General features: G+C 66.0%; 13 protein-coding genes. 6 read left to right on the top strand and 7 right to left on the bottom strand.

Going from position 1 to position 13,776, the window contains the following annotated elements:
- Positions 1-51: 51 nt before the first annotated feature.
- Together AC4D2Q_RS02625 and AC4D2Q_RS02620 are read right to left on the bottom strand one after the other, a co-directional pair.
- Positions 52-840, bottom strand: coding sequence for a basic amino acid ABC transporter substrate-binding protein (locus AC4D2Q_RS02625; RefSeq protein WP_490944705.1), 789 nt, complete (start codon positions 838-840; stop codon positions 52-54).
- A gap of 163 nt (positions 841-1,003) precedes the next feature.
- The gene (locus AC4D2Q_RS02620) at positions 1,004-2,320 is read right to left on the bottom strand and encodes an isochorismate synthase (RefSeq protein WP_490944703.1); all 1,317 of its coding nucleotides are present in this window, start codon (positions 2,318-2,320) and stop codon (positions 1,004-1,006) included.
- A gap of 138 nt (positions 2,321-2,458) precedes the next feature.
- Between AC4D2Q_RS02620 and AC4D2Q_RS02615 the strand changes: the two genes are divergently transcribed.
- The 4 genes from AC4D2Q_RS02615 (at position 2,459) to AC4D2Q_RS02600 (ending at position 6,697) form a co-directional block, all read left to right on the top strand.
- On the top strand, positions 2,459-3,166 hold the full coding sequence (locus AC4D2Q_RS02615; RefSeq protein WP_490926359.1) for a demethylmenaquinone methyltransferase: 708 nt from the start codon (positions 2,459-2,461) through the stop codon (positions 3,164-3,166).
- Positions 3,167-4,516 (top strand): geranylgeranyl reductase family protein, encoded by a 1,350-nt coding sequence (locus AC4D2Q_RS02610; RefSeq protein ID WP_490944701.1) that lies wholly within the window; start codon positions 3,167-3,169, stop codon positions 4,514-4,516.
- The gene (locus tag AC4D2Q_RS02605) at positions 4,509-5,570 is read left to right on the top strand and encodes a polyprenyl synthetase family protein (protein ID WP_490926361.1); all 1,062 of its coding nucleotides are present in this window, start codon (positions 4,509-4,511) and stop codon (positions 5,568-5,570) included. The genes AC4D2Q_RS02610 and AC4D2Q_RS02605 overlap by 8 nt, the downstream gene beginning before the upstream one ends.
- Before the next feature lie 140 nt (positions 5,571-5,710).
- On the top strand, positions 5,711-6,697 hold the full coding sequence (locus AC4D2Q_RS02600) for a lantibiotic dehydratase C-terminal domain-containing protein (RefSeq protein WP_490944699.1): 987 nt from the start codon (positions 5,711-5,713) through the stop codon (positions 6,695-6,697).
- 29 nt (positions 6,698-6,726) lie between these two features.
- Here the strand turns inward: AC4D2Q_RS02600 and AC4D2Q_RS02595 are convergent, their stop codons facing one another.
- The 4 genes from AC4D2Q_RS02595 to AC4D2Q_RS02580 all read right to left on the bottom strand — a co-directional run bounded on the left by AC4D2Q_RS02595 (position 6,727) and on the right by AC4D2Q_RS02580 (position 10,006).
- On the bottom strand, positions 6,727-7,239 hold the full coding sequence (locus AC4D2Q_RS02595) for an HIT family protein (protein WP_490926363.1): 513 nt from the start codon (positions 7,237-7,239) through the stop codon (positions 6,727-6,729).
- A 23-nt stretch (positions 7,240-7,262) separates the two neighbouring features.
- Complete coding sequence (locus tag AC4D2Q_RS02590) at positions 7,263-7,688, bottom strand: hypothetical protein (RefSeq protein ID WP_354178213.1); 426 nt, start codon at positions 7,686-7,688, stop codon at positions 7,263-7,265.
- Between the two features lie 78 nt (positions 7,689-7,766).
- Positions 7,767-8,399, bottom strand: a complete 633-nt coding sequence (locus tag AC4D2Q_RS02585; protein ID WP_490944697.1) for a putative glycolipid-binding domain-containing protein — start codon at positions 8,397-8,399, stop codon at positions 7,767-7,769.
- Positions 8,400-8,578: 179 nt separating this feature from the next.
- Positions 8,579-10,006: a PucR family transcriptional regulator gene (locus AC4D2Q_RS02580; protein WP_490944695.1), complete on the bottom strand. Its 1,428-nt coding sequence runs from the start codon at positions 10,004-10,006 to the stop codon at positions 8,579-8,581.
- A 159-nt stretch (positions 10,007-10,165) separates the two neighbouring features.
- Here AC4D2Q_RS02580 and AC4D2Q_RS02575 point away from each other — a divergent pair, with 159 nt between their 5' ends.
- The gene (locus AC4D2Q_RS02575; RefSeq protein ID WP_490944693.1) at positions 10,166-11,596 is read left to right on the top strand and encodes a gamma-aminobutyraldehyde dehydrogenase; all 1,431 of its coding nucleotides are present in this window, start codon (positions 10,166-10,168) and stop codon (positions 11,594-11,596) included.
- Positions 11,597-11,681: 85 nt separating this feature from the next.
- Entirely contained in the window at positions 11,682-13,037 is a 1,356-nt protein-coding gene (gabT, locus tag AC4D2Q_RS02570; protein WP_490944691.1) for a 4-aminobutyrate--2-oxoglutarate transaminase, read from the top strand.
- Positions 13,038-13,065: 28 nt separating this feature from the next.
- On the opposite strand, the gene AC4D2Q_RS02565 is transcribed toward gabT, so the two are convergent.
- Positions 13,066-13,746, bottom strand: a complete 681-nt coding sequence (locus AC4D2Q_RS02565; protein WP_490944689.1) for a TetR/AcrR family transcriptional regulator — start codon at positions 13,744-13,746, stop codon at positions 13,066-13,068.
- Between the last annotated feature and the right edge of the window lie 30 nt (positions 13,747-13,776).

Genomic DNA, 13,776 nt, shown 5'->3' with positions numbered 1-13,776 from the left:
ATTGAGATGAATATTGCCGCGCGCCGTGCCCCGTCCAGCCGAGGCAGGTATTTATTCGGTGAAGTACTCGTCGTAGATTTCCTGGTACTTTCCGTTGCTGCGCATCTCGGCCAGCTGGGCGTTGATTTCCTTGATCAATTCCTCGCTGCCGTCCTTTTTGGCGGCCAGTCCGTAGGACTCTCCGGTGGGGTAGGTTCCCGCGATGCTGAACTTTCCGCCGTCGGTGTGGTCGAGGTTGACGGGCAGGTCCTGGAGGACGCCGTCAATGGTGCCGGCCTGCAGTGCCTGGAACAGCTCGCCGTCGGTCTGGAACGCGAGGACCTCGGCGCTGTCCGGGGCGTTGTCGCGGGCGTAGGTTTCCCCGGTGGTGCCCTGCTGGATGCCGATCTTCTTGCCGGACATGTCTTCCAGGGAGGCGGCCGTCGAATCGGCGGGAACGAGCAGCGACTGCAGGGAGTCGTAGTAGGGGTCCGAGAAGGCCAGGTTTGCCGCGCGGTCTTCGGTGATGGTGAGGGCGGCGGCAATGATGTCACACTGGTTGGCGGCCAGGACGGTCCCGCTCTGCAGGCCGTCGAAGCTGGCGTTCTGGACTTCCATTTCCAGGCCCATGCCGGCGGCAATCTCGCGGCTGAGATCCATGTCGAAACCGGTGTATTCGCCGTCTTCGCCAACATATTCGAAGGGCTCGAACGGGACATTGGAGCACACCGTCAGTGTGCCCTCGTTGACCAGGGGCGCCCCGGATTCTGTTTCCGCTGTGCCGCCGCCGCCGCAGGCGGTTGCGGTGAGGGCGGCGAGGGCCAGAACGGCCGACAGTGCGGTGCGAGCTTTGAACTGCATGGGAGTTAGAACCTCAGATCGGAAGGACGGGACCGGCTCCGGTGAGCCGATGCAGCTGCCTTGATGGGCGATGCATAGTTATGCACGCTCACTCAATTATACGCACTCCGAGGCGATGTCCATACACAACCTTCGTCACACCGTCAAGGGTGCCTCATAAGGTCTAGGGTCTGGGAGCCGGGCGGACGCGGTCCAGGTCGAGGGCTTCCAGCATGGGGCGGAACTTGCTCCAGGTCTCAGCCAGCTCCGCGGCCGGGTTGGAGCCAGCGACGATGCCGCAGCCTGCATAAAGACGCACGGTATGGGGATCTTCGATCACGGCGCCGCGCAGCGCAATGCCCCATTCTCCGTTGCCCGCCGCGTCCATCCAGCCCACGGGTCCCGCGTACGGTCCGCGGTCCATGTGTTCAAGCTCGCTGATCAGCTCGCCGGCCACACTCGTGGGGAAACCGCACACCGCCGCAGTGGGATGCAGCGCCTCTACCAGTGCGAGTGAAGTGGGGATCCCGCCGTCGGACCCGGGAGCCAGCTCGGCGGTGACGTCCGAGGCCAGATGCCACACATTGGGCAATTCCAGGACAAAGGGTTCGCTGTGCGAGGTCATGGAGGAAGTGAAGGGCAGCAGCTGGCGGGTGAGTGAATCAATGGCAATCTGGTGTTCGTGGCGCTGCTTGTCGGAGCCGACCAGCACCCGCTGCGGATACTCGGGGTCGTCAGCGGGGGCAGTGGCGCGGTCCAATGTTCCGGCCAGCACCCGGGCGCGGGCAACGCCGTTCTCCACCTTGATCAGCATCTCCGGCGTGGAACCAATCAACCCGTCCACGGAATAGGTCCAGCAGCTGCTGTAACGCAGGGCCAGCTCCCGCAGAACCTGTGCCGCGGACACCGGGGAGGCGAGGGAGGCCACAATGTCACGGGCCAGCACAATCTTGCTGAGGTCCCCGGCACTGATGTGCGCCACCGAGCGGGTGACGGCGTTCTTCCACTCGGCTTCGCTGAGGATGCCGGGCAGAAGGCGGTCACGGGTGTCCGGTTCACGGGCTGGAGGGAGGGCATCCAGATGCAGGGCGAGGGCTGCCTGCGCGGACGCCGGGCTCAGCTTGGCGTCGGGATCCGCAGTGGTCTGGGTAATCCAGGCGACGCCGTCCCGGGAGCCGACCACGATCTCCGGCACGATCAGCCGGGATTCAAAGGGGGAGCGCTTGGAAAAACCGAAGGAACCGAAGGCTGCCAGCCCGCTGCCGGGGACGGACAGCGGATCATCGATCTCGGCGTCGGAAGCAAGCTTCAGCCACCACTGCTGTGCATCGGCAAACCGCTCGGGTCCGCTGGCGGTGAAGCGGGCCGTTTCGCCGAAGCCCACCAGCCCCTCACCGCTGCGTATCCAGGCAAGCTGGTCATTGAGGACCAGATACTCCAGCAGCCCGATTGTGGCGGACAATTCACCAAGGGGCACGGTCAGGGAACGCAGGGTGGTCATAATGACTCCAGCCTACTCCTCGCGGCGGTATGCCCGGGCGTGCTTTCGGCGCCGCTGCGGGGGATGAGGCTCCTGCCCGTGAGGTGAAAGACACGGCGCGCGTTCGGTCCCTAGGACATTCTTTGAGACAATGATCGAGTGAAGCGCGCATCGTTGGAAAAACGCCCGGATGAAGTCGCTGCCATGTTTGATGACGTGGCACCGAAATACGACATCGTTAATGACGTGCTGTCCATGGGACAGACCCGCCGCTGGCGCCGCCTGGTGGTGGATGCCGTGGGTGCCCAGCCCGGTCAGCGGGTGCTTGACCTGGCCGCCGGGACCGGCACATCGAGTGAACCGTACGCGGATGCCGGCATTGATGTGGTGGCCTGCGACTTCTCCCTGGGCATGCTCAAGGTGGGCAAGCGCCGCCGTCCCGACATTGACTTTGTTGCCGGTGATGCCACCAACCTGCCGTTCGAGGACAACTCCTTCGACGCCTCCACCATTTCCTTCGGCCTGCGCAATGTGAACGAGCCCAAGAAGGCGCTCGCGGAAATGCTGAGGGTCACCAAGCCCGGCGGGCGCCTGGTCATCGCCGAGTTCTCTTCGCCCACCGTGCCCGTCTTCCGCACCGTCTACACGGAATACCTGATGCGGGCCCTTCCCGCCATCGCCCGCAAGGTGGCCTCCAATCCGGATGCCTATGTTTACCTCGCCGAGTCCATCCGTGCCTGGCCCAACCAGGACGGACTGGCTGCCTGGATCTCGGAAACCGGCTGGGACGACGTGGCTTACCGGAACCTCACCGGCGGCATTGTGGCTATCCACCGTGCCGTGAAGCCGGGTAGGACAGCCAGCTAAGTGAAGGTCCTCATTGTTGGAGCCGGCCCAGCCGGTTCCACCGCTGCTTACTACCTTGCCCGTGCGGGCGTGGACGTCACGGTCCTGGAAAAGACCGCCTTTCCGCGGGAAAAGGTGTGCGGCGACGGACTGACGCCCCGCGCCGTCCGCGAAATCCAGCTCCTGGGCCTGCCTCATGAGGAGTCCGAGGGCTGGCGCCGCAACAAGGGCCTGCGCCTGATTGCTGCGGGCCGGACCGTTGAACTGCCCTGGCCGGTGCTCTCCAATTTCCCCGATTACGGGTTGATCCGCACCCGCCTGGGCTTTGACGAGGCTCTGGCCCGCCATGCCCAGGACGCCGGCGCGCTCATCCTGGAGCGCCATTCGGTGACGTCCGCCCTTCGCGGCGACGACGGCCGGGTCACCGGAGTGGTGGCCAACGTGCTCGACGACGCCGGCCGGCGCACCGGGGAAACCCGTGAGTTCTTTGCCGACGTGGTGCTGGCGGCGGACGGCAACTCCAGCCGCACGGCGCTGAGCCTCGGCATCGAAAAGCGCGACGACCGGCCCCTCGGCGTTGCCGTGCGCACGTACTTCCAGAGCCCGCGCACCAACGATGACTGGATGGAAGGCTGGCTGGAACTGCCCGACGCCGCCGGAAACCCCCTGCCCGGCTACGGCTGGGTGTTCGGCGTGGGAGACGGCACGTCCAACGTGGGCCTGGGCATCCTGAACTCCTCCAAGGAATTCGGCAAGCTGGACTACCGCAAGGTCCTGCGCGACTGGACTGACGGCATGCCTGCCGAGTGGGGCTTCACGCCGGAAAACCAGGTGGGGGAGATCCGCGGCGCGGCGCTGCCGATGGGCTTCAACCGCACCCCGCACTACTCTCCGGGCCTGCTGCTGCTTGGCGACGCCGGCGGCATGGTCAGCCCGTTCAACGGCGAGGGCATCTCCTATGCCATGGAATCCGCACGGTTCGCGGCGGACTTCATTGTGGCCGCCGAAGCCGAGGCACGCACTCCGGGAATCCTGTCCGCCCAGGCAGCCTTCGACTACCGGCTTTCCGGCTACGCGGACCACATCCGCGCAGAGTGGGGAAGCCACTTCACCCTGGGCCGGATCTTCGCCGGATTGATCGGCAAACCGGCCATCATGAAGCTTGCCCTGCGCACCGGAATGCCCCTTCCCGTGCTGATGAAGTTTGTGGTGCGGATGCTGGCCAACCTCACGGACCGCAATGACAAGGGTTTGGAGGATAGAGTTATTGCCGTGCTGGAAGCACTTGTCCCGGCAGCCTCGAACCAAGACGGGCCCTCCCGCCCGCAGTCCAACCCGCTCCGACGAAAAGTTAGTTCACACCGTGACTGAATCCTCGAACACCAGCCCGGACATTGCCGCTGACGATGCCTCGCCCGCCCTGCCGGCAGGATTTGCGCTGATTGCCGAAGACCCCCAGCTGGGCCCTTCCATTGCCGCATCCCTGGAACTGGTGGAAACCCGGCTCCTGGAAGCGATCGCCAACGCCGATCCTTTTGCCGATGCGACCTCGCGCCACCTGGCCCAGGCCGGCGGCAAGCGGATCCGCCCGCTGCTGGCGCTGCTGGCCGCCCACCTGGGTCCCGAGCCGGTGAACGACGCCGTCATCCAGGCCGCCGTCGTCGTCGAACTGACGCATCTGGCCACGCTCTACCACGACGACGTCATGGACTCGGCGCCGATGCGCCGCGGTGCGCCCACCGCCCACGAGGTGTGGGGAAACTCGGTGGCGGTGCTGACCGGAGACCTGATTTTTGCCCGTGCCTCCTCGCTGGTGTCCGAGCTCGGCGGCGAAGCCCTGGGCATTCAGGCACGCACCTTTGAACGGCTCTGCATGGGCCAGCTGCATGAAACGGTGGGACCGCGTGAAGGCCAGGATCCGCTGGAACACTACCTGTCCGTCATCTCCGGCAAAACAGCGTCGCTGATTGCGGCCGCCGGAGAGTTCGGCTCGCTCTTCTCCGGCGCAGACCGCCGGGCCATCAACGTCATGGTGGAGTACGGCGAGAAGGTGGGCACCGCGTTCCAGCTGGCCGACGACGTCATTGACGTCACCGGCCTCGAGGCCAAATCCGGAAAGACCCCGGGCACCGACCTTCGGGAAGGCGTGCCCACCCTGCCGGTGCTGCTCCTGCGCCGCAACGCCGCTGCGGGGGACGCCGACGCGGCCGCCGTCCTGGAACTGGTGGACGGGGACCTGAGCTCGGATGCCGCACTGGCCGCCGCCGTGCGCGCGCTGCGCGGCAACCCGGCCACGGCCGAGGCCTGGGCCGTAGCCCGGCAGTGGTCCGACGAAGCCGTCGCCGCACTGCAGCCGCTGCCGGACACCGTGGTCAAGCAGGCACTGGCCAGCTTTGCCGTGGCCGTGGTGGAGCGGGACGTCTAGGAGCGGATTTTAACGGGCGCGGCCGCCCCCGGCAAGCCCTATAAGCATACTTACTATATTTTCCTGCAGGTCAGAAGGCACTTTCCGGGTCTCTGCAAGGCTGTGAACCACTACGTCGTAGTAGATTCCAGGGGGAGAGCATGAGTCAAGTTGTGTCCACGGGCCGTGAAGTTCAGCAGGCCGGGGCGGTGCCGGCCAGGTCCTTGCCGCAGAAGGCCGAGGTGACGGGCTGGTGGGTGCTGACGGTGCAGCCGGCGCGTCCGGAGGCGTGTGACGGCGTCGTCAGGCACGTGGTCACGCCGCTGATTGCCCAGGCCAGATTGTGGGGGGCCGAGCGGAGTTTCTACTTACGGCATCTGGATGCCAGGGAACCGAGCGTGCAGGTGCATTTTTTGCTCCGGGGCGAGATCGCGGGCCGCCTGAAGCGCTTTGCACAGGCTCTCGCGCTCCAGTGCTCGCCCCAGCTGGGGGAGCTGGATCTTTTCGAGAAACACCGCGGCGAATACCCGCCACCCCAGGGCGGGCCAGCCACGCCGCACATCGAGGCAGTCATGGCTTCCTTCGGAGGCATCAAGGGTATTGCGCTCACCAGCGAAGCGGCGGAACTCTCCTCGGACCTCGCGGCTTGGGCACTGGGCCGTTTTGCCGCGGCCGGCACCCGCTCGGCGTTCGCGGCCCTGCTTCTCCACGACACGGCTTATGCCATGATGCGCGGACCCCGGTCGGCACTGTGGCCGGATCGCCGGGCGCTTAGCTGGGACTACTATTGGACGAGGCATCTGCGCAGCTGCACGGAGTCTTTTGGCCCCCAGGCAGAACGCGCACGCCAAGCCCTGACATTGCGGACGGCTGCACAGATCGTTCCCGCACTCAATATCATGTCCGCCATCGCTGCCGAGCCGTCCGTTGACACCTGGCGTAAGCGCTGGAGCCGCGCCGTGGATTCTTACCTGTACCAGGCGGATAAGGCCCGCATCAGCCGCAGCGCGGAGTTCCTGACCCTTTATCAAAGCCGAAAATTGATCAACCGGTTTGGCATTACTCCCCAGGAGGAAGCCGCGCTTGGCCTTTACTCCCATGCCTGGAGCCGGGACCGTGAACCCGAGACTGACCGGTCACGGCCGTAGGGCCGGGGGGTAATACTCGCGGCGCAGCATCAATGCCGGGTCGGTCCGCCCGATAGCACGGCGCGAAGTTCGGCGGCCTTGCGGGCCCGGACGGCCGGCGGCACGATGGGCCGCTTCGGCGTGAAATACAGTCCGTCATCGGTCCAGCGGGGCAGCACATGCTGGTGGTAATGCCACACATGCTGGCTGCCCGCCGGCTCGTTGTGCTGCCGGGTCGTCACGCCGTCGGGCCGCCAGGCCTTTTTGATGGCCACCGCCATGTCCCGGGTGACGAGCATGATGCGGGCAGCGACGTCGTCGGGCAGTTCATAGAGCAGCTCAAAGTGCTCCCGCGGCGTCACCAGGACGTGGCCCGGCTCCGGATCAAAGCCGTGCGAAGCGATGAACGCCAGCACCAGCTCATCGGAATACACCAGGTCCCCGGGTTCGCAGAGGTTCCCGGGGGAGGTGAAATCCCCGGATGCCATGTCACAGAACGGACACTGGTAGTTTTCCGGCGCGTGGCTGGGCCACACATCATTAACGGTGCCGTGCTGCTGCATTCAGGTTCCTTCCGGGGCAGGGCTTAGTTGGGATCTTCCTCGAAGACCCACTCGAACATGTCAAAGACGTATTCGCTGAAGGTGCCCTCTTCGCTCTGCCAGTCACCGCGGGCGTTGTTGCGGCGCCAGACGATCGGGTCCGGGACATCCAGCTGGTCCACACGGAAGCCCCACGCGAACTTCTCGTCCTCGTCTTCCAGGAAGAGCAGGTAACCGTCTTCGATTTCCAGCTCGTCCGGATCCCAGAAGAAGTGGTACGCCTCCATGAGGTCTTCGCTGTTGCCCAGGGCAAGGTAGAACTCCCGCAGCACCAGGGGAATGGGGAAGTCGTGGGCGTCCAGCATCTCATTCAGGATGTCTGCGGGGATGCCGTCTTCTTCTTCGCGCCAGTCGTCCTCAAGATACTTGGGGACCAGTGCTTTGAATTTGTCCAGGAACATTTGGCTCAATGGGGTCTCCAAAATTGCGGGTGGTGTACTTCAATCCTAGCCGCGGGCGGAGGCAGCCCGGTGCACCCGGCGGCCGGGTCAGTGCATGCGGCGGGCGAGCCCGGGGTAGTCAATGACAACTCCGTCGGCGTCCGCGGTCAGCTCCGCGGTGAAGCCGTGGGAGGTGGAACTGAAGAGCACCACGCCGTAGCCCCGGTCCCGGTCATAGGCGGAAACCTGCGAATACACCTGATCGCTGGGCAGGACCCGCAGGCTGGGCATTTCCACCCGCGCTGCGGTGAGCTTCGTGTCATCGGCCGGGGCGGAGGCAGTCAGCAGGTCCAGGCGAAGAACGGGCATGGTGTTGGTCAGGGGGCACAGGGCCAGGTCCACATCCTGGGCGTTGTCCAAGGCGCCGGGATCCTCGATTCCCGGGGCGGGCAGACCCGCGTCGCCGGATTCCTGAGTCTCGGAGGACCACTTGCCGTCACCGGAGCGGGTCAGTTCCAGCGACCTGGACCAGCCCTGCCCCTCCACCCGGATGGAGAAGCGGGTGGTTACCCAGCCCGGAGAGGTGGACAGCGACCATGACGCCGAATACTCGCCGGTGGTGGACGTGCCGCTGGCAGCGAGTTCCCGGGAGCGGAAGGAGACCGCTGCGGTGTCCTGGCGTGCGGAGTCATCCTCGCCCTGCCAGCGGATGGTTCGGGCCGGCTGCACGCTGTTGGTCATCCCTCCAGAATATGGTTACCGGGCGGTAACGGGCAACGAGGTTTTTCGCAGGCTCACACCGCACCGAATGTCGAGATAATGCCCCTGCGCCCCCCGAGTGTCGAGGCGATACTCTTTTCAGCGCCTCAATGCGGCGCCATCTCTACGCTCGATGAGCCGGTGCGGCGTCATCTCTACACTCACACCGCGCCGAGGCCGAGCCTGCGGACGTTCAGCGCCAGGAACAAATGCACGCGGTCCGCGGTCGCTGCCGGATCGTAGCCGGTCAGCTCGGTGATCTGCCCCAGGCGGTAGCGCACGGTGTTCCGGTGCAGGCCCAGCTCATCGGCTACTGCAGCCACCGATCCGTTCAGGGCCAAATACTGCTCCAGTGTTTCCAGCAGCTTCGCATCATGGGCGGCGTCGAAATCCGTCAAGGGGTCCAGCGCCTCAGCGGCCAGATCTGCCAGCGGAACGTCGGTGCCGGACATCAGCAGTGAGGTGAGGCTCAGCCGCTCGGGTTCGTTGATGCTTTGTCCGCGCTGCAGGGACTCCTTGGCCTCAAAATAGCTCCAGCGCAGTCCGGCGCTCTCCGCATAGGAACCGCCCACGCCAATTTTCGCCGTCAGCCCGCTGCCGTAGAGATAATCACGCAGTATGCCGGCCAGGTCGGTGCGGGCTCCCTCCGGAACCACCACGGCAAGCCGGCCGTCGACGACGGCGGTGGCGGCGCCGTCGAACTCTGCGGGCAGCGGCAGCGTGGGCAGCGAACGCACCTGGCCTGAAGCCACCTCCACCAGAAAGGTCAGGTGCCGCCTGGCCATGGAGATCCCGGCGCCCTGGAGACGGAGCGCGGCGTCGTTTCCGGCCAGCCGCCCGGCCACGACGTCGGTAAGCAGCTGCCCGGTCACTGCCCGGTCGCGGGCGCGGCGGCGGGCCTGGTTGCTCAGCTCCACGCTGATCAGGCTTTGTGCGTAGGCCACGATGTCGGGGCGCCGGTAGGGTTCGGTGATCACCAGGGCGCAGCGGTCCCGCAGCCCGGTGGCGATGGGAACGCGGTGCCTGGACGCGGAGTCGCCGGCATCGGAGCCGGTCGCGAACACCCGTGCACCGTACTGGTGCAGGGACACGTGGTTGCCCAGCAGGCCGGCGAGTTCCTGCAGCAGTCCCGGCAGGCCCTTGCCGCCCAGCAGTGCTCCGGCCAGGGACTGGTGGGCGGCCAGCAGTTCCCGGAGCTGGGTGACGTGGTCCGCAGACAGCGCATCAGCCACCATCTTGCCCAGGGCCACAAACGGAGTTTGATAAGGCACTTCGAACACGGGCAGGCCCTGCCGGTTGGCGGCATCGATCAGGGCGGCCGGCACCTTTGCATGGCTCAGGCCGGTGCCGAAGCCGATGGCCAGTGCCCCCGCCCGGTGCACGCTCTCCACGAAGCTGCGCTGCACCGCCCCGGTGCGCTGCCGAAGTCCCGTGGTCAGGACCACCTCGCCGCCGCCGAGGAAGGGAAACGGATCCTCAAGTTCGGTGACGGCCACCCATTGCAGGGGAGCGGCGGCAACCTCAGCGGTGCCGTGCTGGATCAGGTCCAGCCCGGGAGCGGCCAGGAGGTCGGAAAGGAAAATCGGCATGGGGTAACTATAGGGGTGGCCATTTGGGCGTCTGCACAGGCGGCACGGTGTGTTCTTGTCCTGTTGCCCCTATGTGACCTGCGTTGCACGGCATAGGTTGGGAGAAAAGCCCCGGGCAACGGAGTCCGGGGACCGCCTTCTGAAAGGACAGTGCGAGCCATGGCCCAGACGCTGCAGAACTTTATCAACGGAGAGTTTGTTCCGGCCCGGGGAACCGAGCAGCTGGAAATCATCAACCCGGTCAACGGCGAAGTGGTTGCCTCGTCTCCCGTCTCGGTGCAGGCCGACGTCGACGCCGCCATGGCCGCCGCCGCCGCGGCCTTCACCACCTGGAAGCGGACCACCCCGTCCGAACGCCAGCTGATGCTGCTGCGCCTGGCAGACGCCCTGGAAGCCAACTCGGATGAGCTCGTGGAGGCCCAGCACCGCAACACGGGACAGGTGCCTTCCGTTATTGCCGCGGAGGAAGTAGCCGTGGGCGCGGACCAGCTGCGGTTCTTCGCCGGTGCCGCCCGCCTCCTGGAGGGCAAGTCCGCAGGGGAGTACCTGGAGGGGCACACCTCCTTCGTCCGCCGTGAGCCGATCGGCGTCGTCGCCCAGGTTGCGCCCTGGAACTATCCGCTGCTGATGGCCATCTGGAAGATCGGCCCCGCGCTCGCCGCCGGCAACACCGTGGTGCTCAAACCCTCCGACACCACTCCCGAATCCACGCTGGTCCTGGCCCGCCTCGCCGGCGAAATTTTCCCCGCCGGCGTCCTGAACGTCATCCTGGGCACCGGCGAAACCGGCGCCGCCATGGTGGAGCATCCCGTGCCCGGCCTGGTCTCCATCACCGGGTCCGTCCGCGCCGGCATCGCCGTGGCTTCCGGCGCAGCCAAGACGCTCAAGCGCGCCCACCTGGAACTGGGCGGAAAAGCGCCGGCAGTGGTCTTCGCAGACGCGGATCTGCAGAAGACCGCCCAGGCCGTGGCTGAATTCTCCTTCTTCAACGCCGGCCAGGACTGCACCGCCATCACCCGCGTCCTGGTTGAGGAATCCGCGCAGGACGAGTTTGTGGCTGCCCTGGTGGAACACACCAAGACCCTGCAGACCGGGAACGAGGATTCCGAAGAGAACTACTTCGGTCCGCTGAACAACATCAACCACTTCAATGCGGTCAATGCAGTCATCGACTCCCTGCCGGAGCACTGCAGCATTGCCACCGGCGGCAAGCGGGCCGGCGCCAAGGGTTTCTTCTTCGAGCCCACCGTCATCACCGGCGCACGCCAGGACGATGACATTGTGCAGAAGGAAACCTTCGGCCCGGTCATCACGGTGCAGAGCTTCAGCACCGAGGAAGAAGCCGTGGAAATGGCCAACGACGTCGAATACGCGCTGGCTTCCAGCGTCTGGACCTCCAACCACGGCCGCGCCATGCGCCTGGCCCGCGACCTGGACTTCGGCGCCGTCTGGATCAACACCCACATCCTGCTGACGGCCGAAATGCCGCACGGCGGATTCAAGAGCTCCGGCTACGGCAAGGACCTGTCCATGTACGGCGTGGAGGACTACACCCGGATCAAGCACGTCATGACCGCACTGGACGCCTAACCGGCACGCACCGCCACGGCGGCGCTGAATGCCCTGCCAAGACGCACCACCAACAACCCGCAGCACCGTTTGAAAGGCACAACCCATGAGCACCCAAGCCGTCTCACCCGCCTACCGGCTGGAACAGAAGCGCAGTATCAACGGCACCTTCCCCGGACCCAAGTCCGCTGAACTGAACCGCCGCCGGGCGGCCGTAGTCGCCAAGGGGGTTGCCTCCTCGGTGCCGGTATATGTCTCCGATGCCGACGGCGGGATCATCCGCGACGTGGACGGCAACTCCTTCATTGACCTGGGCTCCGGCATTGCCGTGACCAGCGTGGGCGCCTCGGACCCCGCCGTCGTGGACGCCGTCAAGGACCAGGTGGAGCACTTCACCCACACCTGTTTCATGGTGACCCCTTATGAGGGTTACATTGCGCTGGCCGAAAAGCTGCACGAAGTCACTCCCGGGGACCACGAAAAGCGCACCGTGCTCTTCAACTCCGGCGCCGAAGCCGTGGAAAACGCCATCAAGATTGCCCGGTCCGCCACCGGCCGCGACGCCGTCGTCGCCTTTGACCACGCCTACCACGGGCGCACCAACCTCACCATGGCGCTGACCGCCAAGGCCATGCCGTACAAGACCGGATTCGGGCCGTTCGCCTCCGAAATCTACCGGATGCCCATGAGCTACCCGTTCCGCGAGGAAAATCCGGAGATCACCGGCGCCGAAGCCGCGGACCGGGCCATCCTGGCCATTGAAAAGCAGATCGGCGCGGACCAGCTTGCGGCCATCCTGATCGAGCCGATTCAGGGTGAAGGCGGCTTCATTGTTCCGGCCGAAGGCTTCCTGCCGCGGCTGGCCGAATGGGCCAAGTCCAAGGGGATCGTCTTCATTGCCGATGAAGTGCAGTCCGGCTTCTGCCGCACCGGGGAATGGTTCGCCGTGCAGCACGAGGGCGTCATTCCGGACATCCTGACCATGGCCAAGGGCATTGCCGGCGGCATGCCGCTTTCAGCCGTGACCGGCCGGGCGGAACTGCTCGACGCCGTCCACGCGGGCGGCCTGGGCGGCACCTACGGCGGCAACCCGGTTGCCTGCGCCGCCGCGCTGGCAGCCATCCAGACCATGGAAACCGCTGACCTGGCCGGCCGTGCCCGCCGGATCGAGGAACTGGCGGTTCCGCGCCTGCGGCAGCTTGCGGAAGAAACCGGCGTAATCGGCGAGGTCCGCGGCCGCGGTGCCATGCTGGCGCTGGAATTCGTGAAGCCCGGAACCAAGACCCCGGACGCCGACCTCACCAAGGCCGTTGCCGCAGCCTGCCTGGCCGAGGGCGTCATCATCCTGACCTGCGGCACCTACGGCAACGTGGTGCGCCTGCTCCCGCCGCTGGTCATCGGCGAGGAACTGCTGGCGGATGCCCTGGACGTGCTGGAAGCTGCCGTCCGCGCCCTGGCCTGACCCGCCGGTTCCGCCGCAAGAAAAAGGCTCAGGCGGCGCCGGACTCCACCCGGAGTCCGGCGCGCCTGCCCAGACCCGTCACCAGCGCGTCCAGCCCCGCTTCGAAGGCGGTGTCGGCAGCCCGACCTTCGGCACGGCCCGGCTGTTGCTGCACCGCAGCCGTGAAGTGCGGGCTGTCCGCCGCCAGCGTGCCGGTGTCAAAAATGTCAGCCGGCGCCCCGGCGTCGTACGCCGAGCCGTAGATAAAAGATTCCAGCGCAACAATGGCGGGCACTATCCGGTTCGCCGGCCAGCCCGCACGTTCCAGTCCTGCCGCGACTGTCTCGTACATCGCGAGCGTGCGCGGAGCGCCGCTGACCTGCAGCACGGCAATGACCGGAATCAGCGGCGTGTGCCGGGCAAAAACATCCCGGTAGGAACGCGCCCACTCGCGCAGCGCCTCGTCCCAGGGCAGGCTGGCAAACCCCGACACGTCCACTGAGGACATCGCGTAGTCCTGCAGCCAGCGCAGCACTTCCTGCTTGGATTCCACGTGGTTGTACAGGGCCGACGGCGCCACCCCCAGACGGCGGGCCAGTGCGGACATGGTGAGGGCTCCGTAACCGCCGGAGGAGATGACCGCCAGAGCTGCCGTCACAATCCGCTCCTGCGAAAGCACCCGTTTCACCGGCCGTCCGGCACTCCTGCGGCGGGTTTCGTCCCTTGTCATGTGCCCTTTTCCCTTCGGCGGTACAGGTCT

Source organism: Arthrobacter sp. TJ-178, from assembly GCF_058269275.1.
The sequence above is the reverse complement of the archived record's forward strand: the minus strand, read 5'-3'. Positions and strand labels throughout refer to the sequence as shown.

Coding starts and splice junctions, on each gene's coding strand:
- AC4D2Q_RS02625 (WP_490944705.1), bottom strand. CDS start 840: ATGCAGTTCAAAGCTCGCACCGCACTGTCGGCCGTTCTGGCCCTCGCC.
- AC4D2Q_RS02620 (WP_490944703.1), bottom strand. CDS start 2,320: ATGACCACCCTGCGTTCCCTGACCGTGCCCCTTGGTGAATTGTCCGCC.
- AC4D2Q_RS02600 (WP_490944699.1), top strand. CDS start 5,711: ATGAGTCAAGTTGTGTCCACGGGCCGTGAAGTTCAGCAGGCCGGGGCG.
- AC4D2Q_RS02595 (WP_490926363.1), bottom strand. CDS start 7,239: ATGCAGCAGCACGGCACCGTTAATGATGTGTGGCCCAGCCACGCGCCG.
- AC4D2Q_RS02585 (WP_490944697.1), bottom strand. CDS start 8,399: ATGACCAACAGCGTGCAGCCGGCCCGAACCATCCGCTGGCAGGGCGAG.
- AC4D2Q_RS02580 (WP_490944695.1), bottom strand. CDS start 10,006: ATGCCGATTTTCCTTTCCGACCTCCTGGCCGCTCCCGGGCTGGACCTG.
- AC4D2Q_RS02575 (WP_490944693.1), top strand. CDS start 10,166: ATGGCCCAGACGCTGCAGAACTTTATCAACGGAGAGTTTGTTCCGGCC.
- gabT (WP_490944691.1), top strand. CDS start 11,682: ATGAGCACCCAAGCCGTCTCACCCGCCTACCGGCTGGAACAGAAGCGC.
- AC4D2Q_RS02565 (WP_490944689.1), bottom strand. CDS start 13,746: ATGACAAGGGACGAAACCCGCCGCAGGAGTGCCGGACGGCCGGTGAAA.